The following is a 23,658-nucleotide window of genomic DNA, read 5'->3' on the forward strand; positions in this document are numbered from 1 at the left end:
GGTTCTTACTACACAAAAGTAGTATTGGGATTAAAAAAAAGTTTGGGTGGCAACCCCTGTCACTCAAATTTTTTCAACTTTTTTTGGCATTTATTGATTTAGTTTAAGGTTTGCAGGAATTTTTTAGCGTAGTCTTGAATACATAGAGTAAAGACAACATATAAAATGTAGTGACAATATATATAACCATATGAATCTAATATGCTCATATATATTGTTATTAATAAGAGTGTACTACCCTTTCGAGGGGCGCTGGCTCAACAGTGTTAATGTACGTATTTTTTCTACTAAAAAGGTAGGTATGTCATGGCAGAGCAATTTGCTAAAGCTTGGGAAGATTTTGCTGCAGGTGAGTGGCAAAGCGAAGTAAACGTTCGTGATTTCATTCAAAAGAACTACACGCCGTATGAAGGCGACGAGTCTTTCCTAGTTTCTGAGGGTACTGAAGCAACTAACAAGCTTTGGTCTTCGGTAATGGAAGGTATCAAACAGGAAAACGCAACTAAAGCACCTGTAGATTTCGATACTTCTGTTATCTCTACCATTACTGCTCACGATGCAGGTTACATTGAGAAAGATCTTGAGACTATCGTTGGTCTACAAACTGAGAAGCCACTAAAACGTGCAATCATCCCTAACGGTGGTGTACGTATGGTTGAAGGTTCTTGTAAAGCATACGGTGAAACTCTTGACCCAATGGTTTCAAAAATCTACTCAGAATACCGCAAAACACACAATGCTGGCGTTTTCGATATCTACACTCCTGATATCCTAAAATGTCGTAAGTCTGGTGTTCTGACTGGTCTTCCTGATGCTTACGGCCGTGGTCGTATCATTGGTGACTACCGTCGTGTTGCACTTTACGGTATTGATTTCCTAATGAAAGACAAAGCTGCTCAATTCGCTTCTCTACAAGAGCGTTTCGAGAATGGCGAAGATCTTGCTGCAACAATGCAATTGCGTGAAGAGATCTCTGAGCAACACCGTGCTCTAGGTCAAATCAAGCAAATGGCTGAGAAATACGGTTTCGATATCTCTGAGCCAGCTCAAACTGCTCAAGAAGCTATCCAGTGGACTTACTTTGGCTACCTAGCTGCTGTTAAATCTCAAAACGGTGCTGCAATGTCTCTAGGTCGTACTTCGACTTTCCTAGACATCTACATCGAGCGTGATATCGCTGCTGGCAAAATCACTGAAGAACAAGCACAAGAAATGATCGACCACTTCGTAATGAAGCTGCGTATGGTTCGTTTCCTACGTACTCCTGAGTACGATGAGCTATTCTCTGGCGACCCAATCTGGGCAACAGAATCTATGGGTGGTATGGGTATCGACGGTCGTACGCTAGTAACGCGTTCGAACTTCCGTTTCCTAAACTCTCTATACACTATGGGTCCTTCTCCAGAGCCAAACATCACTGTTCTTTGGTCTGAGCAATTACCTGACGGCTTCAAGCGTTTCTGTGCGAAGGTATCTATCGATACTTCTTCTATCCAGTACGAAAATGATGACCTAATGCGTCCTGACCTTGCGTCTGATGATTACGCTATCGCTTGTTGTGTATCTCCAATGATCGTTGGTAAGCAAATGCAGTTCTTCGGTGCTCGTGCTAACCTTGCGAAAACAATGCTTTACGCAATCAACGGTGGTGTGGACGAAAAACTTAAGATGCAAGTTGGTCCTAAAGAAGCTCCAATGACTGACGCTGTTCTTGATTACGACAAAGTAATGGATCGTCTAGATCACTTCATGGATTGGCTAGCTAAGCAATACGTGACTGCACTAAACAGCATTCACTACATGCACGACAAATACAGCTACGAAGCGTCTCTAATGGCTCTTCATGACCGTGACGTTCGTCGTACTATGGCTTGTGGTATTGCTGGTCTATCTGTTGCTGCTGACTCACTGTCTGCAATCAAATTCGCGACTGTTAAACCAATCCGCGACGAAGATGGCATCGCAACTGACTTCGAAATCGAAGGCGATTACCCTAAATACGGTAACAACGACTCTCGTGTAGATGATATTGCTTGTGAACTAGTTTCTACGTTCATGAACAAAATCCGTAAGCTTAAGACTTACCGTGATTCAATCCCTACACAGTCAGTTCTTACTATCACGTCTAACGTGGTTTACGGTAAGAAAACAGGTAACACTCCAGACGGTCGTCGTGCTGGCGCTCCTTTCGCTCCTGGTGCTAACCCAATGCACGGTCGTGATGAGAAAGGTGCTGTAGCTTCACTAACGTCTGTAGGTAAACTACCGTTTGCTGACGCACAAGATGGTATCTCTTACACGTTCTCTATCGTGCCAAACGCACTAGGTAAAGAACAAGACAGCCAACGTGCTAACCTTGCAGGCCTAATGGATGGTTACTTCCACCACGAAGCTGGCATTGAAGGTGGTCAACACCTTAACGTTAACGTTCTTAACCGTGAAACTCTTGAAGACGCAGTTAAGCACCCTGAGAAATACCCTCAGCTAACAATCCGTGTATCTGGTTACGCTGTTCGCTTTAACTCTCTAACTGCAGAGCAACAAGCTGACGTAATCGCACGTACATTTACTGAGTCTCTATAAGCTCACGCTCAATAGACAGTAAATAATATTAGCCTCGCCAATGTGCGGGGCTTTTTTATATCTGCGGTAAATCGCACTGAACTCACCCATCCCGCGAAATGTTAGGTTGAGCAAAAAAGCACCCTATCATTCACTTTTTTTCCACAAAATCACTCAAATTACGGTAATATCGCGGTTCATAATTTAAGAGTAACTGCTCCATGAAATACCTGCGTTGTTTACCCCTGATTCTCCTCTCCTTTTCATCTTTGGCATCTGATCGTTCTACAGTCACTTTTGCTTTAGATAACGATGGTATTTTTGGTGTCGACCAAGACTATACCAACGGCTTATTTCTGGGTTACACATCATCAAGTATTACGCCATATAATTGGGTAAAACCATTGAGTCTTTCCTACTGGGGCGCAAGCTCTCTAGACAAATGGGAAATCACCATTGGCCACAAAATGTATACCCCTTCTGACATAGAGTTAGAAACGCCATCAGCCAATGACCGCCCATATGCCGGTTACCTTCACACTGAATTCAACTACATCAGCTTGAATCCACAACAAGCCCAGCGCTTTAACATAACGTTTGGTACGACTGGTGAGCGTGCACTTTCAGAAGACGCTCAGAAGCTAGTTCACTCGATCACTAAATCGGATGAACCTATGGGTTGGGAATACCAAGTTGATGATGAGTGGGCGGGGAGCGTTGGTTATTTAAGCCATTTCAACCTAATGCGTAATCAAGCTTTAGCGAATACTGACTACGAAATCTCTAACGTTTCTGAAATCAACGTCGGTAACTTTAGAAGTGATATCTCGACTGGTTTTATGTTCCGCTGGGGTACGGACTTGGGTGGTAACTTTGGTGCAGCTAACATCACCACAGAAAACCCATTCAAACCTGGCATGATCGGCGCATCAAACACAGGTTGGTTTACCTATGCAGGCCTTGAAGGTCGCTACCGATTCAACGACCTGACTATCGAAGGCGATCGCTCAGGTGTTGATGAGTACGCTAATAAAAACAACGAAGACCCAGCTATCTACGATGTAACTTTAGAGAACATTCAAGCGACTGCTGTGCTTGGTGTCGCTTGGTATAACCAATACATTGGTGCCTCTTTCGCATTAACAGCAAAAACACCGGATTACAAAGAAGCAAAAGAGTCAGTGTACACCACTGGCGGTATCACAATGTTTGCTTTCTTCTAGCCACCAGTAAGGGCTGTCGTCCTTTACTTTTCAAGTTTAATAAAGGCAATCATCTTCACAGGTGATTGCCTTTATTTTTAAAGGTCTCGTTACCATTTGACCCTATTTTATGTACCGTTTTTGTAATAAAATAAACGGTATAAATTCCTCTACGAGAATAGCTCATGTCTACAACTGGTCGCATTCACTCATTCGAATCTTGTGGTACTGTCGATGGCCCTGGTATCCGCTTTATTGTGTTTCTTCAAGGCTGCTTAATGCGTTGTATGTACTGTCATAACCGTGATACATGGGATCTTCATGACGGAAAGGAAGTAACGGTCGAAGAGATCATCAACGAAGCAAAATCATACCGTCATTTCATGAAAGCATCAGGCGGTGGTATCACCTGTTCTGGTGGTGAAGCGATGCTACAACCTGAGTTTGTTCGTGATTTTTTCCGCGCAGCTCAAGCCGAAGGCATTCACACTTGTCTTGATACTAATGGCTACATTCGTAAGCACACTGAAGTGGTTGATGAAGTACTAGAAGCCTCTGATCTAGTGATGCTTGATCTTAAGCACATGCGAGATGAGATTCACCACGATTTCATTGGTGTATCAAACAGACGTACTCTGGATTTTGCACGCTACCTACACAAAATCGGTAAGAAGACGTGGATTCGTTATGTAATTGTCCCTGGTTACACGGATACGGCTGAAGATGCTCATCTGCTAGGTGAATTCATCAAAGACATGGATAACATCGAGAAAGTAGAACTGCTTCCATACCATAAGCTTGGTGCACATAAGTGGGAAGCGCTTGGTTTTGACTACCCTCTTGAAGGTACAAACCCACCGAGCAAAGAGAAAATGGACGAGATTGTTGCTGTTCTAAGCCAGTACCATTCAAACGTAAAATACTAATCTAGACTTACGTTCATAGTGATTTCAAACGCCTCAATTTCGATTGGGGCGTTTTCTTTTATGGCCCAAACAATCCTTTCACTTTTCTTTACAACTTTTGTTTATCAATTCAAAAAATCATATTAAATCCGTGTTGAGATCATGTTTCCACTCGTAGAAATGCTGTTACTCTTACTGCAACAAAGAATACAACATTTAGTTTTTTAGTGAGGCTCCTCCCATGGAAATGACCAATGCTCAGCGTCTAATTCTATCAAATCAATACTACCTAATGTCTCAAATGGATCCTGAGAACTCAGCTAAATACCAACGTCTACAAACGATTGTAGAACGAGGTTACGAACTCCAAATGCGTGAGCTTAACAAAGAGTTTGGTTGTTTGACTGAAGCAGAGTGTCGCGAAATTATCGACATCATGGAGATGTACCATGCTATGCAAGAGTCGAACAAAATGCTTGCAGAGCAAGAGCGTGCTGAAGTAGACCAACGTCGTCTGCAGTTCTTAGGTTTTGATATCGCTTCTGAAGCACAAATCGTACATTACGTGCGTTTCCTTGTTGATTCTGAAGGACTTTACCCTCAATTCGACAAAGCCGATCACCACTTCAATAGCCAAATGCCAATGTTAGAAAAGTACCGTCGCATGCTAACAACGTGGCGTAACTGCCCTCGTCAGTACCACCTATGTGCGACAGAGCTATCTCAAATATTTAGTGCTTAGAAGATTAGCTTTAAGTGGGCTTATAAAATTTCAAAAAAGGGTTACTCATCATGAGTAACCCTTTTTTAATATTCATATATGAAGCGATAAGCCAAAGCACCTAGAATACATAAGCGACACCGACGTTAGCGGCCATGTTAATGCCACTTTCAAGTATTGGGCTATTTTCAATATCACCTTCAAGGTTGGTATATCGCACACCGCCTGTTACTCGAACATTTGGCGTCACATGCAGATAACCACCTAAACCGATAAAGTATTGGCCATCCCAGTCAGCGTCAAATTCATCTAAATTGGTTCTCGCCGCTTCCGATGAACTCACTCCGTACAGGTGATTGTTCAAACGCTTACTGTTATACGAATAACCAATAGAAGGCGTAATCGCCCAGCCATTGCGGCGAATAGGTAGGCGCCAAGCCGCTTCAGCGTAAATACCGTTATGTCTAAAACCTAAGTCGGAGCCCGCTGTTGCTTCAAACATACCCACCAGCGTAATCACTTGATAGCTAACGCCACCTAATACCGAAGCTTTACGTTCATCTAGTTTTTGAATGTCCACATTGTCTGAGTCACCTGGCTTTAATGTTCTTGGATCATAAACCGCTCGAAACACAATATTCTGAGGTGAGCCGGCTGGTAACAAACGATAGCCTGCGCTAAATCCACGCATGAAAAAGTGTTCGCCTTCGTAACCAATCATAGGAATGACTGCGCGATTTGACGGCGTGTCTTTGTACACAGCAGGAGAATAAGAAGCAGCCACACCCAATGACCATTGTGATATTTTTGCGTGCGTAGCGGTCGCCATGAACATTGTTGTTCCAACAATTGCGATTTTTAACCAAAGACTCTTCACTGTTTCTACCTATTTTTTAAGCGATTTCTGATAACGCCGCGCATTATATGGCACTTCGTTCTAAATAATCAATAGAGCTCAGTTATACATCTAATACACATAAATCCAGTGTGAGAATTATTAAGCGACCTAAAATCACAAAACAAACGGCTAGATCTGCTCGAATGTAAAATAATTTGATTCTACACGCCTCAAGTTGCCTATTGCGCTCGCTACGTTTTTCACACGCAAAATTGTAAATAAATACATAATTGTTAAGCAAAATTGTGGAAGCGGGTCTAACCTTAAAATGTAGGGAGAGCCTATTTTTCAATCGCTCGTCAGTTTTAACTGGTTAACAAGGGGAATGTGACTATGAGTATTTTTGACCACTATCAATCACGTTATGAAGCAGCCAAGGAAGAAGAGCTGACATTACAAGAGTTCTTAGCGCTGTGTAAAGACGATAAAAGTGCTTACGCGAATGCTGCCGAGCGCTTACTACTAGCCATTGGCGAACCGGAGGTCATTGACACAGCTCAAGACCCTCAACTAAGTCGTATTTTCTCTAACCGTGTCATCTCACGCTACAGCGAATTTAAAGATTTCTACGGTATGGAAGATGCGATTGAACAGATTGTTTCTTACTTAAAACATGCTGCGCAAGGTTTAGAAGAACGTAAACAAATCCTTTACTTACTTGGCCCTGTGGGCGGTGGTAAATCATCTCTTGCTGAAAAACTCAAAGCCCTGATGCAGAAATTACCAATCTATGTATTGTCTGCTGACGGCGAACGAAGCCCAGTAAACGATCACCCCTTTTGTCTATTCGATGTAAACGAAGACGGCGACTTATTGAAGAACGAATACGGTATTGAGAAACGCTATCTTCGCTCAATTATGTCTCCGTGGGCAGCGAAACGACTGCACGATTTTGGCGGTGATATTTCCAAATTCAAAGTCATCAAACTGCGCCCTTCTATCCTCGATCAAGTTGCGATCGCGAAAACAGAGCCTGGTGATGAAAACAACCAAGATATCTCATCTCTTGTTGGTAAAGTAGATATTCGTAAACTTGAGCACTTCTCTCAAGATGATCCTGATGCCTACAGCTACTCTGGTGCGCTATGTAAAGCTAACCAAGGTGTTATGGAATTCGTGGAGATGTTTAAAGCGCCAATCAAGGTATTACACCCACTACTAACGGCCACACAAGAAGGTAACTTCAACGGTACCGAAGGGCTTTCTGCACTGCCATTTGACGGCATGATTCTGGCTCACTCGAACGAATCCGAGTGGCAGACCTTCCGTAACAACAAAAACAACGAAGCCTTCCTCGACCGTGTGTACATTGTAAAAGTCCCTTACTGTCTGCGCGTCTCTGAAGAAGTTAAGATCTACCAAAAACTGCTTGAGCACAGTGAGCTATCCAAAGCCCCTTGTTCGCCAAGCACACTCGATCTGCTATCGCAATTCAGTATCTTATCTAGACTGAAAGAGCCTGAGAACTCGTCTCTGTTCTCAAAAATGCGGGTTTACGATGGTGAGACTCTAAAAGACACCGATCCAAAAGCGAAGAGCTACCAAGAGTACCGAGATTATGCGGGTGTTGACGAAGGAATGTCTGGGCTATCAACGCGTTTCGCCTTTAAGATTCTGTCTCGAGTATTCAACTTCGACCAAGCCGAAGTGGCCGCAAACCCAGTGCACCTGTTCTACGTTATTGAGCAGCAAATCGAACGTGAGCAATTCCCTCAAGAGACCGCTGAGAAATATCTAGAGTTCTTGAAGGGATACCTAGTGCCACGTTACGTAGAGTTCATCGGTAAAGAGATTCAAACTGCTTACCTAGAGTCTTACTCTGAGTACGGTCAGAATATCTTCGACCGCTATGTAACCTACGCAGACTTCTGGATTCAAGACCAAGAGTACCGCGATCCAGAAACAGGCCAGCTATTTGACCGTGCATCTCTAAATGGTGAGCTAGAGAAAATAGAGAAAACAGCCGGTATCAGTAACCCTAAAGACTTCCGAAATGAGATTGTTAACTTTGTGCTTCGTGCCAAGGCGAACAATAACGGTCAAAACCCAGTTTGGACCAGCTACGAGAAACTGCGCACTGTGATTGAGAAGAAAATGTTCTCTAACACCGAAGAACTGCTTCCTGTTATTTCGTTCAATGCTAAGACCTCAACGGATGATCAGAAAAAACACGACGACTTCGTTGCTCGTATGATGGAAAAAGGCTACACCGAGAAACAAGTTAGACTGCTATCTGAGTGGTATCTAAGAGTTCGTAAATCCTCATAAACCAAACTGTATTGAGCTGCTCACGTGAGCAGCTCGTACAAACCAATAACTCTTATACACTAATAAAAAGTAGGATCGTGACATCAGCTGAGAGGGAGTTCTTATGGCACAATTTATCGATCGGAGGCTCAATGGCAAGAATAAGAGTGCTGTAAATAGACAGCGATTCTTACGACGCCATAAAGAGCAAATCAAAGAATCTGTGGCCGATGCAGTCAACCGACGTTCAATCACCAATACTGAAACTGGTGAAGACGTTACTATTCCTCATAAAGACATCAAAGAGCCAAGCTTTCACCAAGGTCAAGGCGGCGTAAGAGAACGTGTCCACCCTGGTAATGATCAGTTCATCACTGGCGACAAAATTGAGCGCCCTAAAGGTGGCGGTCAAGGTGGTGGTTCTGGCCAAGGCGATGCAAGCCCTGATGGCGAAGGCCAAGATGAATTTACCTTCCAAATTTCAAAAGATGAGTATCTTGATATTCTCTTTGAAGATTTAGCTCTGCCTAATCTAGAGAAAAATCAGGTCAACAAAATCACCGAATGGAAAACCCACCGCTCTGGTTACCAAAGTGCGGGGATTCCATCCAACATCGCTATTGTTCGTTCACTGCAGCAATCTCTAGCTCGTAGAACCGCGATGACGGCAGGTAAAAAGCGCGAGCTTAACCTACTGATGGAGCAACTTGACCAAGTTAAAATGACGGAACCGGCACAACCCTTCGAAGAAAGTCGCTTAAAAGAAGAGATTGCCGAGCTACGCAAAAAAATTGAAAACGTGCCATTCATTGATACCTTCGACTTACGTTTTAAAAACTATGAGAAGCGCCCTATTCCATCTAGCCAAGCGGTAATGTTCTGCTTGATGGATGTGTCCGGCTCAATGGACCAAGCTACCAAAGACATCGCAAAACGCTTCTACGTGCTGCTTTATCTGTTCCTAAACCGCACCTACGAAAACGTCGATGTTGTGTTTATTCGTCACCATACTCAGGCTAAAGAAGTCGACGAGCATGAGTTTTTCTACTCCCAAGAAACCGGTGGCACCATCGTTTCTAGTGCACTGAAACTAATGAAAGAAATAGTTGCAGATCGCTACCCAGCTAATGAGTGGAACATCTATGCAGCACAAGCCTCTGATGGCGATAACTGGGCTGATGACTCTCCTCGTTGTAAAGAGCTGCTGGTGAATACGCTTCTGCCAACTTGCCAATATTACTCTTACATCGAAATAACACGCCGCTCTCATCAAACGCTTTGGCACGAATACGAAAAACTCGAGAGTAGCTTCGACAACTTCGCAATGAAAAACATTAAGACGGTGGATGATATTTTTCCTGTGTTTAGAGAACTGTTCCAGAAAGAGACAGCGTAAGGGGGCTTACCATGACAGCGAAATCAAACGTTGCAGAGAAATCAAACATTGCCGATAGAGACAAGGCTACACAGAAAAAAAACGACAAGATGCTGCCTGATGGTCCAGATTGGACGTTCAACCTATTGGAGAAATATCACGTCGAAATTAAGCGTGTGGCGCAGCATTACCGTTTAGATACTTATCCGAACCAAATTGAAGTGATTACTTCAGAGCAGATGATGGATGCATACTCAAGCATTGGTATGCCTATCAATTACAACCACTGGTCTTTTGGTAAAAAATTCATTCAAACCGAGCAAAACTACAAGCATGGCCAAATGGGCTTAGCCTACGAAATTGTGATCAATTCAGATCCTTGTATCTCTTATCTGATGGAAGAGAACACGGTAACGATGCAGGCTCTGGTAATGGCTCACGCTTGCTACGGCCACAACTCTTTCTTTAAAGGCAACTACCTGTTTCAAACCTGGACAGACGCCGGTTCCATCATCGATTACTTGCTGTTCGCTAAGAAGTATATCAGTGGTTGTGAAGAGAAATATGGCGTCGCTGAGGTTGAGCAGCTCCTTGATTCTTGCCATGCATTAATGAATTACGGCGTAGACCGATACAAACGTCCTGAGAAGATTTCCATTGCTGAAGAAACCGCAAGGCAGGAAGAGCGAGAGGCTTACCTACAATCTCAAGTCAATGAGCTGTGGAGAACTGTGCCTAAAAATCAAGACAAGGAAAAAGAAACCAAAATCCGCTTTCCTAGCGAGCCTCAAGAGAACATTCTTTACTTTATCGAGAAGAACGCACCACTGCTTGAACCTTGGCAGCGTGAGTGTGTTCGTATCGTTCGCAAGGTAAGCCAGTACTTCTACCCTCAGAAACAAACTCAAGTCATGAACGAAGGCTGGGCAACCTTCTGGCATTACACCATTCTTAACCATCTTTATGATGAAGGCTTGGTGAGTGATAAGTTCATCTTAGAGTTCCTGCACAGCCATACCAGTGTAGTCGCGCAACCTGCTTACAACAGCCCTTACTTTAGCGGAATAAACCCTTACGCACTTGGCTTCGCGATGTTTAGAGACATTCGACGCATTTGTGAAGAGCCAACCGATGAAGACAAAGAGTGGTTCCCTGAACTCGCCGGAAGTGATTGGTTAGAGGCAGTGCACTTTGCAATGCACAACTTCAAAGATGAAAGCTTTATTAGCCAATATCTTTCTCCAAAGATCATTCGTGACTTTAAGCTGTTTTCAGTGCTTGATGATGACCGAAAAAACACCATTGAAGTAAGTGCTATACATGATGACCCGGGCTATCGCCTGATTCGTGAGAAGCTTGCGGCGCAATACAATCTCAGCAACCTTGAACCCAACATTCAGGTGTTCAATGTAGATGTACGCGGCGATCGTTCAATGACACTCCAGTATGTGCCTCATGACCGTATCCCGCTTGATAAAGGCTACGACGAAGTGATGAAGCATCTCTATCGCTTGTGGGGCTTTGATGTGATTTTGGAAGAGCTCAAAGATACGGGTCATAGAGAGATTCTGACGACTTGTCCAAAACGTAATGACTATGGAGCCAAGATTTAATACCAATCGCAGTTCATCGGTGATGGCAATAAAACTCCGCTCCCCCTACACCATAGTGGTCAACCCGCTCGGAAGTGGAGCAATAAAAAAGCGCATAAGTCTGATGACTTATGCGCTTTCTTTTTAAGGCTCAAACGTCTTTAAATAGACGTGAGCCACTAAAGCTAGAGCTAGAGCTAGAGCTAAAACTGAATAAACTTAAACAATTGGCTTTTGGCCGCGTTCAATCAGTTTCATCAGCACGCTGTCTGCAGATTTGCCTGCCACGCCCGCTAGTTTGTCTGAAAGCTTTTTCTTCTGTACGTAGTGAATCGCTAGAACCGTTTTGTTCTTACATGCCTCTACGACTAAATCATCAGAAGTGCAGATCTCATCCACCAGCCCAAGTTCATGTGCTTGCGTGCCAAACCAGTGTTCGCCAGTTGCTACTTTTTCAAGATCTAACGCAGGACGATGGTCACGAATGAAGTCTTTGAATAGGCCATGTGTCTCTTCTAACTCTTCTTTGAATTTCTCACGTGCTTTATCGCTGTTCTCACCAAACATGGTTAATGTACGTTTGTACTCACCTGCCGTTAGCTGTTCGAACTCGATATCGTGTTTCTTCAGCAGTTTATTGAAGTTTGGCAATTGAGCGATAACGCCAATAGAGCCAACAATAGCAAAAGGTGCAGATACGATTTTGTCTGCGATACATGCCATCATGTAACCGCCACTTGCTGCTACTTTGTCTACCGAGATAGTCAGAGGCAAACCTGCTGCTTTGATACGATCAAGTTGAGAAGACGCCAAGCCATAGCCGTGAACCATGCCACCGCCAGACTCAAGCTTAAGTAATACTTCATCGCCTTCACGAGCCACAGCCAGAACCGCCGTTACCTCTTCACGTAATGAAGCCACTTCTTTAGCATCAATGCTGCCGTTAAAATCAAGAACGAATAGATGTGGTTCACGCTTGCTATCAAGCTCCCCCTCTTTCGCTGCTTTCTTCACTTCTTTACCGCGTGATTTTACTTTCTCTTTTTCCGCTTTCTTTTCTGCTTTATCACGGGCTTTGATGAAAGCATCGTCGTGTAGATGGTGCTCTAATTGTTCAATCGTCTGTTTATGGTGTTCAGATAGGTTCGTGATTTCCAGCTCACCTTTAATCGCGCTTGATTTCCCACCCACAGATTTAGCAATCACTAAAATTGCGATGATGGCGATTACAATGGTCGCAATCTTGGCTAAAAACAGGCCGTAGTCCAACAAAAATTCCAATGTCATATCCCCTATTGTATGAATTAGTGTATTGTAACCATCTTGTCACGATTACCAAGAATTTCTCATCATTCCTGCGGTTATCTGTGTGATTAAACATCAATGGAATGACGAACATAATAAAGAAAGAAGGATAAGCACAGTGGATTACCCAATCTCTACAGATGCCCTCAAAGATAAAGTAATTTTGGTTACAGGTGCCGGTGCTGGCATTGGTCGCCAAGCTGCACTAAGCTTCGCTCAACATGGCGCAACTGTCATTCTGTTAGGCCGCAATGTAAAAAACCTAGAATTCATTTACGATGAAATCGAAAGCGCTGGTTACCCGCAGCCTGCAATTATCCCATTGGATTTAAAAGGCGCGACAAAACAGAACTACGTTGATATGGCTGAAACCATTGAATCGCAGTTCGGTCGTTTAGACGGTCTACTTCATAACGCTGGCGTTTTAGGTACTCTGAGCCCGTTTGAGCAGATTGATGAAGAAACCTTTGATGATGTTATGCAGATCAATGTGAAGTCTGAGTTCTTGATGACTCAAGCACTTTTACCTGCACTTAAGAAAGCGGAAACGGGTCGTATAGTATTCACCTCTTCTACCGTTGGCCACTCAGGCCGTGCATTCTGGGGCACTTACGCAATTTCTAAGTTTGCTACCGAAGGTATGATGCAGATCTTAGCGGATGAGCTTGAAGACACTAACATCCGTGTTAATGCGATCAACCCAGGCGGCACGCAAACACGCATGCGTGCAAAAGCGTACCCAGGTGAAGATGCGAACAAGCTGAAAACGCCATTGGACATCATCCCACTGTACTTACACTTAATGAACCCAAGTGTGACAGACATTAATGGTCAATGTATCGACGCTCAACCTAAGTAGTTGATATTATGCCCAATCGTAAAAAGTCGCTTTAATTGCGGCTTTTTTTGTATCTAGATCAACCAACTAGCACTGACTCTCATTAATTATCATCATTTTGCTTTGCATCTTTTTCATTGTTAAATATACTGTATAAATATACAGGTATTTAATTATGCATGAACTCATAAAAAACTTACAAGACCGCCAGCTAATCTGGAAAGGGCTACAATCAACAACGCAAGGAACTACCACTTCGACAGGCTATCCGCAATTGGATAAACAGCTTGATGGTGGCTTTCCTACACACGGCGTTATTGAAGTTGAATCACAACAAGGGATTGGCGAACTGCGCCTGCTTACCTCCTATTTAGCTCAGCAAAACTCACAGAAGCTGGCCATATTCATTAACCCGCCAGGGAAGATCTGTGCCGAGTTTTTTAGCAGCCAAGGGATTGAGCTCGATAACATCTTGGTGATCGAGCCTCAACGCGACCTCGATGCATTATGGGCAGCCGAGCAATGCCTCAAGAGTGGTGCTTGTCATTCTGTATTGTTATGGGGAGCCGATCTCGAAATCCACCAAACCAAACGCCTACAAGCCGCAAGTGAAACGGGCAAGTGCCTGCAATTTCACTTTAAAGCCACTAGCCATAATCAATTATCCCTGCCCGTTTCTTTAAGCATGAAGCTCTCTTCTCACGCGCAGGGGTTAAAGGTTGAAGTGACAAAAAGAAAAGGCAGTTGGTCGTATGGCAGCTTTATTCTCGATATGACCCACAATTGGCCGTTACTGACAGAAAAAGTCATCAGCATCGACAGTTCACATCATAATCTGTCAGATAATACTGTGTTGGCCTTCCCTATTGCGAAGCAAGGTTAGCGCATGCTGTGGCTTTATCTGCACTTTCCATCTCTGCAGTTGGATACCTTGTTTAATTCTGAGCTATCTAACTCCGAGAAAGTTCACTCTAATGAAGAGTCACACGAGCAACCTATTCTCATCGTGGATGAAAAAGATCACCGTGTGCTGCAAGCTAACCAAGCTGCTCTACAATCGGGAATTTCACTTGGTATGGGGCTAGGGTCTGCGGCGGCGCTTTGCCATAACTTACACGTCCACCCTTACAGTATTGAGCTAGAAAAAAGCAAGCTCAAAGAGATCGCTCAATGGGCGTATTTGGTCACTTCTGACATGGCTTTACTACCACCGAATGGTTTGTTGATTAAAGCTTCTAATATGCTGTCACTTTACGATGGGCTAGATAACTACTGGCATGAGCTCAAAAGTCATTTAGAAACGCTCAATATCCAGTTCAGCTTCGCGACGGGTTACTCGCCACTTTCTGCGATCCTTTTGGGCAAGCAATCCATCAACCAAGTCACTAATAATGTTGAGCAAATGAAAGCATGGGTTAATCAACAAGTATTAAGTTCCAGCGAGCTGCCAACTAAGCAAGTGGAGCGTCTGAACCGCGTCGGCATTAACTTAGTGGATGACCTATTGAAACTGCCTTTGCAAGATGTCGCACGTCGCTTTGATATCGACTTGGTCAATTATGTTGGTCGCCTTAACGGACAGTTCAAGCACCCGATTGATTTCTATCATCCACCGGAGAATTTTCAGCAATATCTCGAGCTATTGTTTGATATTGAAAACATCCTATTTATCGAAAAGCCGCTGCTGAAATTGTTGAATCAACTGGAATGCTTTTTGAAGCTACGTGACCGAGTAGCGTTTGAATTAACGCTGATTCTGCATCTTAGGGATAAAGACGATCATCCTGTCTCTTTCTATTCGGCACAAGGTGATTACCTTGCTGAAAAATGGGCAAGCCTTACCCATCTAACTTTAGAGTCACTAAAGCTCACAGCACCGGTTCGAGGGCTGACTCTCTCTTTGATTCGTCATGGAGAACCGCAAGTCGCCTACCATGATCTTTTCGATGGCAATACAGGAACACTTGCCGCGTTAGATTTGATCTCATTACTGCAAGCTAAATTAGGGCAAGCCTGCATTCAAACACCGAAAATACAGCACGACCCAAGACCAGAGAAGGCCAACCAATATTTACTACCGACACTGGGGAATACGGTAAAAAAGGGACAAATTTCCCAAGATATCGCGCAACAAACTATGACAGCTTCCAACATCAACCAACAGCGACTCAGGCCCAGTATTTTACTACCAGAGCCCGAAGCCTTAACCGAAAGCGTCACCTTATCTCAGGGCCCTGAGCGTATTGTTTCTGGGTGGTGGGATGGCGAAAAAATCATTCGTGACTACTTTATTGCTCACAGTGAAAACGGTCGATGGCTATGGGTCTTTAGAACGCCAAATAAACAGTGGTTTTTGCACGGCTTATTTAGCTAGTCAGCAAGACAATTTAGTTAAGTCGCACGTTCCACGTACTCTATTTCAACATCCCTTTTCAATCATGTTTACTCGCAATGATTAAGTGAGATTACGTTATGTCTCAGCAATACTCAGAGCTTTTCTGCCAAAGTAATTACTCCTTTCTTGAGGGAGCTTCACACGCGGAAGAGCTGGTTTTACAGGCCGACTTCTTACGTTACAAAGCACTCGCTGTTACTGATGAGTGCTCGGTCGCGGGCATCGTGAAAGTCCACTCTGCAATCAAGCAACATAAACTGTCGCTCAAGCAAATTGTCGGGAGCATGTTTTGGTTAAATGAAGAATGCCAAGTGGTTTTACTATGCCCAAATAGACAAGCCTATGCCGAGCTGTGCCGCATTATTACCAATGCGAGACGTCGTAGCAGCAAAGGGCATTATCAGCTCTCTGAGTGGGATATTATGTCGGCTAAGCACTGCTTCATCCTGTGGCTACCTCAGCAAAAAAATGAAGACGCGCATTGGGGACAATGGCTTTCTCAACATCATTCCGGTCGGTTGTGGATTGGCTTACAACGACACCTCAAACAGACCGACCAACAATACACGGATTACTGCATTGAGCTGTCACAGCATCACCACCTGCCGATTACAGCTTGTGGTGGCGTGTTAATGCACAATGCTAATCGCTTGCCCTTACAGCACTCACTCACCGCGATTAAATATCAAAAACCAGTGACCGAAGTTGGCAGTCACTTACTGGCGAATGCCGAGCGCTGTTTGCGAAGCATCAATAAGCTCTCTCATATCTTCAAAGCGGAGTGGCTAGAAGAGAGCAACCGAATTTCTGAACTGTGCGAATTTGACTTAGGTAGTCTACGTTACGAATACCCAAGTGAGTTGATTCCTCAGGGTGAGACGCCCATGAGCTATCTACGTATGTTGGTTGAAAAAGGAAAACAGGCTCGCTTTCCACAAGGTGTCCCTAATGACATTCAACAAATCATCGATAAAGAGCTGGGGCTGATTGGTGAGCTTGACTACCCTTTCTTTTTTCTCACCATCCACGACATCGTGATATTTGCCAAAAGCCAAGGTATTCTTTACCAAGGTCGAGGTTCAGCGGCCAATTCCGTGGTCTGTTATTGCTTAGAAATCACCTCTGTCGACCCAAGACAAATCTCGGTACTGTTTGAGCGTTTCATCAGTAAAGAGCGCGATGAGCCGCCTGATATTGATGTCGATTTTGAGCATGAACGCCGAGAAGAGGTTATTCAATATATCTACCAAAAATACGGTAGAGAACGTGCTGCACTGGCTGCAACGGTCATTTCTTATCGCTTTAAAAGTGCAGTAAGAGATGTCGGTAAAGCATTAGGGCTACAAGAAACTCAGCTCGATTACTTCATCAAAAACACCAATCGCAGAGACAAAAGCTTAGGTTGGCAGGCTCAGTTAACTCAATTAGGACTACAACCTGATTCTTTGAAGGGGCAACAATTTATCCATTTGGTCAATGAGATCATCGGCTTTCCACGCCACCTATCTCAACACGTCGGTGGCTTTGTCATATCCTCAGGACCTCTGTATGAACTGGTTCCCGTCGAGAATGCCGCGATGCACGACCGAACCATTATTCAATGGGATAAGGATGATCTAGAAACCTTAGGCTTGCTGAAAGTTGATGTGCTCGCGCTTGGTATGCTCTCTGCAATTCGTAAATGTTTCGACCTGATCAAACGTATTCATGGGCGATCACTGACAATTGCGGAGATCACTCGCCTTAAGGACGATCCTCAGGTTTATGGCATGATTCAGCGAGCAGACACGGTCGGGATATTCCAAATTGAGTCACGTGCACAAATGAGCATGCTACCAAGGCTTAGGCCAAAGGCTTATTACGACTTGGTGATTCAAATCGCTATCGTACGCCCTGGTCCTATTCAGGGCGATATGGTTCATCCGTTTCTCAAGCGTCGAGATGGCATTGAGCCAATCAGTTATCCATCTAAAGATGTGGAGTCGGTACTGTCGCGCACCTTAGGTGTTCCTATCTTCCAAGAGCAAGTGATCAAACTCGCGATGGTAGCTGCAGGATTTACTGGTGGTGAAGCAGATCAACTCAGACGAGCGATGGCCGCTTGGAAGAAAAATGGCAACGTATTTAAGTTCAAAACCAAACTCATCGAAGGCATGCAAAAGCGAGGCTACGAAACCGAGTTTGCTGAACAAATATTTAAACAGATATGTGGCTTTGGTGAATACGGTTTCCCTGAAAGCCACTCGGCTTCCTTTGCGGTATTAGCCTATTGTTCAGCTTGGTTGAAATGCTACTACCCAGAGTGCTTCTATGCTTCTTTGTTGAATAGCCAACCCATGGGCTTTTATAGTCCATCGCAGTTGGTTCAAGATGCACAGCGACACAATGTGACGATACTTCCGGTATGTGTGAACGCTTCTCAAAACGACCACACGGTTGTCTCTCAACAGAATAGTTTAGCGATTCGATTAGGGCTGCGACAAATCAAAGGTTTGAGTGAACACGGTATCCAGAGCGTACTTGCTAATCGTCCGCATTCTGGTTATCACCATCCTAGCCAAGTAAAACAGCTATCGATGAATAAGAAGGACATAGAGCTACTCGCATCAGCCAACGCGCTACACAACGTTTCAGGAGACCGTTTCCAGACGCGCTGGGCGATAATGGATTCCGCTTCTGACCTACCTCTGTTTAGCCAAGTCTATGACGAGACTAAGGATGGTCATGGCGAACACACACTGCACAAACCCAATGAGATGCAGGATTTACTTGAGGACTTTACCAGTGTCGGTATCTCATTAAATAAGCACCCTATAACCTTACTAGAAGAAGCGAATCGATTAGGTCGATTCACTCATATGAAAGACTTGATGCAACAAAGACACAAATCCATAGTCACCGTTGTCGGGTTAGTCACAGGTAAGCAATCACCGGGAACTGCGGCAGGTGTCACCTTTGTCACACTAGAGGACAGCACTGGCAATATCAACGTGGTGGTATGGGGCGCCACAGCACGTGCTCAACAACAAGCTTATCTGACAGCTAAGGCGTTAAAGGTACAAGGGATATTAGAAAAAGAAGGAGAAGTCGTGCATGTTATTGCGGGGAAACTTATCGATATTACCGATGAAATTGTTGGCTTGAAAACCAAATCTCGGGATTTTCATTAGCGAAGTACCAACTGTTCTCAATAGGTCACTGGCTAAAGGAGGAACGAGAGAAAGAGCAACGAAAAAGGGAAGCATCCGCTTCCCTTCAATTCCAATTGTTGAGTTATGACTCAACTTCAGCTTCCGTACGTCTTTTCTTAAATTCCCTATACAGTAATAAGCTCAAAGTCATGACGACTTTAGACGTTAACCATATCATTAAGAGGAACTACCTTAGATTGTGTGTGAAAAGTTACGCTAGTAGTTGAGCATATTTCGTTAAGAAAAATATGCTGCGTGAATATTAGCAAACGTTTTCTATAAGGTCACTCAAAACAAACCGTACAACAGCATTAATTATAAAATCTGACGCATTCGCTCTTGAGTCACTTCAACCAAGAGGTCCGGCTGGAACTTGGAAATAAAGCGGTTACACCCTACTTTCTCAACCATAGCTTCATTAAAACTTCCACTTAATGAAGTATTTAGCGTAATAAACAGGTCATGCATTCTAGGGTCAGTACGTACTTCGTGTGTCAGCTTATAGCCGTCCATTTCAGGCATTTCAGCATCGGTGATCATCAACAATATTTCTTGATTGATGTCTTTGCCTTCATCACACCAGCCCTTAAGTAAGGTCAGTGCTTCTAAGCCATCACAACACTCAATAATGTTCAAACCCAACTGCGACAAGGTACCTTTGATTTGGTTACGCGCTGTTGAAGAGTCATCAACGATAAGCACATTACGTCCTATCATCTCCTGAGCTAATTGTTCGTCTAAAACGCCTTCAGAGATCGAGACATCGTAATCAATGATCTCAGCTAACACTTTCTCAACATCGATGATCTCAACAATCTTGTGCTGCTCTTCTTCTTGAATATGCGTGATAGCGGTTAGGTAGTTTGCACGGCCTGTTGTCTTTGGCGGCGGTTGAATTTCTGTCCATGTCGTGTTCACGATATTACGAACTTGTCCAACCAAGAAACCTTGTACGGTTCGGTTGTATTCCGTAATAATTAGGTTGCTCTCTTGAGATTCCGCACGAGATGGCGGAAAGCCAATGGCACTTCGCAAATCAATAACAGGCACCGATTCACCACGTAAAGAAGCCACACCCGTAATATGATGGTGAGAGCCAGGTAAGCGAGTGAGCACTGGCACTTTTAGGACTTCTTTCACTTTAAATACGTTAATCGCAAATAGTTGACGACTGTTTAAGCTGAATAATAAGAGCTCCAGACGATTTTCACCGACCAGTTTGGTTCTCTGATCAACCGAATTTAAAACGCCAGACATACAACACCTTAGTGACAAATAATAACTGTGGCTACAATAGCCTACTTCAATAGGTTAAAGCAAAGCGCCAATGCACAGAATGCTTAAACTAAGTACAACAAATGATGTTATACAAAGCTTAAGTACATGGAAAGGTTCAGGGTAAGGCTACAAGACGAGAAAAGGGGTTAACCTTCAATAACTTTCATTAACAGTTGGCCATCGTATAAGGCCTGCTTGATGAGCGCAGCACCTGGCATGGTTGCCTGCTTATAAAAACGAGATTCCACCAGCTCTAAGTCTTTATGGTAAACCGATAGACTCTGCTCTTCGATGCACTTTTGAATCGCCGGGTATAACACGCTCTTCGCCTGATTGATAACACCACCCACCAAAATTTTCTCTGGGTTGAATAAGTTAATCACAATCGCAATCGCAGAGCCTAAGTAACGGCCTAGCTGTTCAATCACTTCGACAGCCAATGGATCCCCATCAGCAGCAGCCGCGCAGATCTGTTCAATTGTGACATCTTCAAACACAGTAAGCGTTGATTCTTCACCATTTGCCAGTCGCTCTTTGACTTGCTCACGGATCGCTTGAGAACTCGCGACCGTTTCTAAGCAACCTCGGTTACCACAATGACAAAGCTTGCCTTCTTTATCGATCTGAATATGACCCAACTCACCGATGTTACCGTGACGCCCTTGCAGAACGCGACCATCAAGAATGATCCCGGCACCTAAACCGTGGTGAATCGAGATAAGAACAGAGTTGTCGTTATCTTGTGAGTTACCAAACAGCTTCTCTGCTAATGCCCATGCTCGGGTATCATTGGCAATAAAAACTGGTAGGCCGGTTTCTTTGTAGATCTCCGGCCCCAACGCCAAGTTTTCAACGTTGTAGTGCGGCATCTGCAGCACAATACCTTGCTCTGAATTCACCAGACCTGGCAGCGTGATAGCGATACTCGTCACCCTGTCGAGTTGCTCAGCATAGGTTTGGAAGAACTCATCGATTTCATGGAGAAGACGCGCAAGCACATCATCTTGATCGCGTTCATGGATATCAATTTTGGTATCGATAAGCACGTCACCGCCCAATTCATGGAGCGCGATCGTCAAGTATCCGCGACCAAGACGCATCGACAGAAACTGCCAACCTTCGTTATTGGTTTGCAGACCGACAGCAGGACGCCCACGAGTCGTGGCTTCTTGAACCGTCGTTTCGTGAATAAGGTGAGCTTCAATGAGTTCACGGGTAATTTTAGTAATACTCGCCGGAGCCAACTCACTTTGCTTGGACAGATCGATACGAGAAATAGGACCTTTAAGGTCAATTAGTTTATATACACGACCAGCATTGACCTGTTTGATATGATCAATATGGCCCGGTTGAGCCATGTACATTTTACGCTCCAGAAATCATCAACGAGGTAATTTTTTTACTTTGCGAAGTAATTGTGAAGTCACTTGGTATATCGCCGTGACCAGTATCACGTATATACATGAATCTTTGTGTATCGAGTCAAATAGTTCGAGGAAAATTAACACCCACATCGATAATTTGCGACTTAATTTTCAGAATAAAACATCGCATTTGAGCCCTGAATTCAATAATTAAAGGCAAATCAAGAAATATCCTCCTAGCTCCCAATAAATTATCAATTAATGCATATACTTAATTCAGTCTTTTAAAAGATTACTTGGCCTCACTCTAGGAGTATTCATGACAGCCGAATTAAGAAAAACGAAAATCGTCACAACGCTAGGCCCTTCTACTGATAAAGGTAACGTGCTTGAAGAGATCATCAAAGCCGGTGCCAATATTGTTCGTATGAACTTCTCTCACGGCACCAGCGACGACCATATACAACGCGCAGAAAAAGTCAGAGCAATAGCAAAAAGACACGGTACTCAAATCGCCATTCTCGGAGACTTACAAGGTCCCAAGATTCGTGTGTCGACATTCAAAGATGGCAAAATCCAACTTGCCGTAGGCGACCTGTTCACTCTCGATAGCAGCCTAGGTTTAGGTGAAGGCAATCAAGAAGCCGTTGGCCTTGATTACAAAGAACTGCCTAACGACGTATCCTCCGGCGATATCCTGTTGCTTGACGATGGTCGTGTTCAACTGAAAGTAACCAAAGTGGAAGGCTGCCGTGTTCACACCGAAGTTATCATTGGTGGCCCACTCTCAAATAACAAAGGCATCAATAAAAAAGGCGGTGGCCTTTCAGCAGAAGCGCTAACAGAAAAAGACAAGCGCGACATCGTCACCGCAGCACAAATCAAAGTGGATTACCTCGCCGTATCTTTCCCTCGCAATGGCGAAGACATGCACTACGCTCGTCAGCTTGCACGAGAAGCTGGCTTAGAAGCTCACCTCGTCGCAAAAGTGGAACGAGCAGAGACAGTCGCCACTGTTGAGAATATGGATGACATCATAATGGCCTCAGATGTGGTCATGGTGGCTCGTGGTGACCTCGGAGTAGAAATTGGAGACCCAGAGTTGGTCGGTGTACAAAAACAGCTTATACGCCGTGCTAGAGCGCTTAACCGAACGGTGATCACCGCGACTCAAATGATGGAATCAATGATTTCTGCGCCAATGCCAACCCGTGCCGAAGTCATGGACGTTGCCAATGCGGTACTCGATGGCACCGACGCAGTGATGCTTTCAGGTGAAACCGCTGCGGGTGATTACCCAGTCGAAACCGTAAAATCAATGGCAGAAGTCTGTATTGGTGCTGAGAAGATGGCGGGGGTTAACCAATCTAATTACCGTATTGACCGCACCTTCGTTACCGCAGAAGAAACTGTTTCTATGGCGACCATCTACTCAGCAAACCATATGGAAGGCATTAAAGGAGTAGTCACTCTAACTGAATCAGGCCGTACTGCACTGATGATGTCTCGTCTAAGTGCTGACATGCCTATATACGCGCTGTCTCGTAACGAAGGAACACTTAATCGCTGCACCTTGTACCGAGGTGTGACACCTATCTACTTCGAGACAGAAGCCAAAGACAGTTTTGACATTGCCCTATCTACGCTCACCTGCCTAAAAGAGCAAGAGCATCTTAAGTTTGGCGATCTCGTTATCGTCACTCAAGGCGACATTATGGATGTGGCGGGATCAACCAACTGTATGAGAATCTTGCCTGTCACCTAATGTTTGCCCGTAAGGCAAAA

Annotated in this window: 16 protein-coding genes; 12 read left to right on the forward strand and 4 right to left on the reverse strand. The window is 44.2% G+C overall.

The genetic code is table 11. The annotated features are described in order from the left end of the window. The first annotated feature begins 306 nt into the window (after positions 1-306). The 4 genes from pflB to ACED45_RS04160 all read left to right on the forward strand — a co-directional run bounded on the left by pflB (position 307) and on the right by ACED45_RS04160 (position 5,411). Positions 307-2,583: a formate C-acetyltransferase gene (pflB, locus tag ACED45_RS04145; protein ID WP_146492203.1), complete on the forward strand. Its 2,277-nt coding sequence runs from the start codon at positions 307-309 to the stop codon at positions 2,581-2,583. Between the two features lie 200 nt (positions 2,584-2,783). Beyond that, positions 2,784-3,785, forward strand: a complete 1,002-nt coding sequence (locus ACED45_RS04150; RefSeq protein ID WP_285953225.1) for a lipid A deacylase LpxR family protein — start codon at positions 2,784-2,786, stop codon at positions 3,783-3,785. A 164-nt stretch (positions 3,786-3,949) separates the two neighbouring features. Then, positions 3,950-4,690: a pyruvate formate lyase 1-activating protein gene (gene pflA / locus ACED45_RS04155; protein WP_060982328.1), complete on the forward strand. Its 741-nt coding sequence runs from the start codon at positions 3,950-3,952 to the stop codon at positions 4,688-4,690. 220 nt (positions 4,691-4,910) lie between these two features. Next, entirely contained in the window at positions 4,911-5,411 is a 501-nt protein-coding gene (locus tag ACED45_RS04160; RefSeq protein WP_017066932.1) for a YfbU family protein, read from the forward strand. 100 nt (positions 5,412-5,511) lie between these two features. On the opposite strand, the gene ACED45_RS04165 is transcribed toward ACED45_RS04160, so the two are convergent. Further along, positions 5,512-6,225: a MipA/OmpV family protein gene (locus ACED45_RS04165; RefSeq protein ID WP_371713370.1), complete on the reverse strand. Its 714-nt coding sequence runs from the start codon at positions 6,223-6,225 to the stop codon at positions 5,512-5,514. A 396-nt stretch (positions 6,226-6,621) separates the two neighbouring features. Between ACED45_RS04165 and ACED45_RS04170 the strand changes: the two genes are divergently transcribed. The 3 genes from ACED45_RS04170 to ACED45_RS04180 all read left to right on the forward strand — a co-directional run bounded on the left by ACED45_RS04170 (position 6,622) and on the right by ACED45_RS04180 (position 11,523). After that, on the forward strand, positions 6,622-8,556 hold the full coding sequence (locus ACED45_RS04170; RefSeq protein ID WP_065676845.1) for a PrkA family serine protein kinase: 1,935 nt from the start codon (positions 6,622-6,624) through the stop codon (positions 8,554-8,556). A gap of 103 nt (positions 8,557-8,659) precedes the next feature. Then, on the forward strand, positions 8,660-9,931 hold the full coding sequence (locus ACED45_RS04175) for a YeaH/YhbH family protein (RefSeq protein WP_065676844.1): 1,272 nt from the start codon (positions 8,660-8,662) through the stop codon (positions 9,929-9,931). An 11-nt stretch (positions 9,932-9,942) separates the two neighbouring features. Beyond that, positions 9,943-11,523: a SpoVR family protein gene (locus ACED45_RS04180; protein ID WP_371713358.1), complete on the forward strand. Its 1,581-nt coding sequence runs from the start codon at positions 9,943-9,945 to the stop codon at positions 11,521-11,523. A gap of 198 nt (positions 11,524-11,721) precedes the next feature. Here ACED45_RS04180 and sohB read toward each other — a convergent pair whose 3' ends face one another. Next, positions 11,722-12,783 (reverse strand): protease SohB, encoded by a 1,062-nt coding sequence (sohB, locus tag ACED45_RS04185; protein ID WP_371713371.1) that lies wholly within the window; start codon positions 12,781-12,783, stop codon positions 11,722-11,724. A gap of 142 nt (positions 12,784-12,925) precedes the next feature. Between sohB and ACED45_RS04190 the strand changes: the two genes are divergently transcribed. The 4 genes from ACED45_RS04190 to ACED45_RS04205 all read left to right on the forward strand — a co-directional run bounded on the left by ACED45_RS04190 (position 12,926) and on the right by ACED45_RS04205 (position 19,210). Continuing rightward, positions 12,926-13,666 carry a YciK family oxidoreductase gene (locus tag ACED45_RS04190; RefSeq protein WP_371713359.1) on the forward strand — a complete coding sequence of 247 codons (741 nt, stop codon included), beginning with the start codon at positions 12,926-12,928 and terminating at the stop codon, positions 13,664-13,666. Positions 13,667-13,820: 154 nt separating this feature from the next. Continuing rightward, positions 13,821-14,528, forward strand: coding sequence for a translesion DNA synthesis-associated protein ImuA (gene imuA / locus ACED45_RS04195; protein ID WP_146492210.1), 708 nt, complete (start codon positions 13,821-13,823; stop codon positions 14,526-14,528). A gap of 3 nt (positions 14,529-14,531) precedes the next feature. After that, entirely contained in the window at positions 14,532-16,019 is a 1,488-nt protein-coding gene (locus ACED45_RS04200) for a Y-family DNA polymerase (protein ID WP_371713360.1), read from the forward strand. Positions 16,020-16,117: 98 nt separating this feature from the next. After that, positions 16,118-19,210, forward strand: a complete 3,093-nt coding sequence (locus ACED45_RS04205; RefSeq protein ID WP_371713361.1) for an error-prone DNA polymerase — start codon at positions 16,118-16,120, stop codon at positions 19,208-19,210. 336 nt (positions 19,211-19,546) lie between these two features. On the opposite strand, the gene ACED45_RS04210 is transcribed toward ACED45_RS04205, so the two are convergent. After that, positions 19,547-20,488 (reverse strand): chemotaxis protein CheV, encoded by a 942-nt coding sequence (locus ACED45_RS04210; protein ID WP_017062139.1) that lies wholly within the window; start codon positions 20,486-20,488, stop codon positions 19,547-19,549. Between the two features lie 167 nt (positions 20,489-20,655). Further along, a complete protein-coding gene (mlc, locus tag ACED45_RS04215; protein ID WP_048607464.1) occupies positions 20,656-21,873 on the reverse strand; it encodes a sugar metabolism global transcriptional regulator Mlc in 1,218 nt (405 codons plus the stop codon). 319 nt (positions 21,874-22,192) lie between these two features. Between mlc and pyk the strand changes: the two genes are divergently transcribed. Further along, positions 22,193-23,638 carry a pyruvate kinase gene (gene pyk, locus ACED45_RS04220; RefSeq protein ID WP_371713362.1) on the forward strand — a complete coding sequence of 482 codons (1,446 nt, stop codon included), beginning with the start codon at positions 22,193-22,195 and terminating at the stop codon, positions 23,636-23,638. The last annotated feature ends 20 nt before the right edge of the window (positions 23,639-23,658 follow it).

Source organism: Vibrio crassostreae (assembly GCF_041439375.1).
Classification (GTDB): Bacteria; Pseudomonadota; Gammaproteobacteria; order Enterobacterales; family Vibrionaceae; genus Vibrio; species Vibrio crassostreae_D.

Bases quoted from the DNA above. Each gene is read 5' to 3' on its own strand.
- pflB (WP_146492203.1), top strand. From the start codon at position 307: ATGGCAGAGCAATTTGCTAAAGCTTGGGAAGATTTTGCTGCAGGTGAG.
- ACED45_RS04150 (WP_285953225.1), top strand. From the start codon at position 2,784: ATGAAATACCTGCGTTGTTTACCCCTGATTCTCCTCTCCTTTTCATCT.
- pflA (WP_060982328.1), top strand. From the start codon at position 3,950: ATGTCTACAACTGGTCGCATTCACTCATTCGAATCTTGTGGTACTGTC.
- ACED45_RS04160 (WP_017066932.1), top strand. From the start codon at position 4,911: ATGGAAATGACCAATGCTCAGCGTCTAATTCTATCAAATCAATACTAC.
- ACED45_RS04165 (WP_371713370.1), bottom strand. From the start codon at position 6,225: ATGTTCATGGCGACCGCTACGCACGCAAAAATATCACAATGGTCATTG.
- ACED45_RS04170 (WP_065676845.1), top strand. From the start codon at position 6,622: ATGAGTATTTTTGACCACTATCAATCACGTTATGAAGCAGCCAAGGAA.
- ACED45_RS04175 (WP_065676844.1), top strand. From the start codon at position 8,660: ATGGCACAATTTATCGATCGGAGGCTCAATGGCAAGAATAAGAGTGCT.
- ACED45_RS04180 (WP_371713358.1), top strand. From the start codon at position 9,943: ATGACAGCGAAATCAAACGTTGCAGAGAAATCAAACATTGCCGATAGA.
- imuA (WP_146492210.1), top strand. From the start codon at position 13,821: ATGCATGAACTCATAAAAAACTTACAAGACCGCCAGCTAATCTGGAAA.
- ACED45_RS04200 (WP_371713360.1), top strand. From the start codon at position 14,532: ATGCTGTGGCTTTATCTGCACTTTCCATCTCTGCAGTTGGATACCTTG.
- ACED45_RS04205 (WP_371713361.1), top strand. From the start codon at position 16,118: ATGTCTCAGCAATACTCAGAGCTTTTCTGCCAAAGTAATTACTCCTTT.
- ACED45_RS04210 (WP_017062139.1), bottom strand. From the start codon at position 20,488: ATGTCTGGCGTTTTAAATTCGGTTGATCAGAGAACCAAACTGGTCGGT.
- mlc (WP_048607464.1), bottom strand. From the start codon at position 21,873: ATGTACATGGCTCAACCGGGCCATATTGATCATATCAAACAGGTCAAT.
- pyk (WP_371713362.1), top strand. From the start codon at position 22,193: ATGACAGCCGAATTAAGAAAAACGAAAATCGTCACAACGCTAGGCCCT.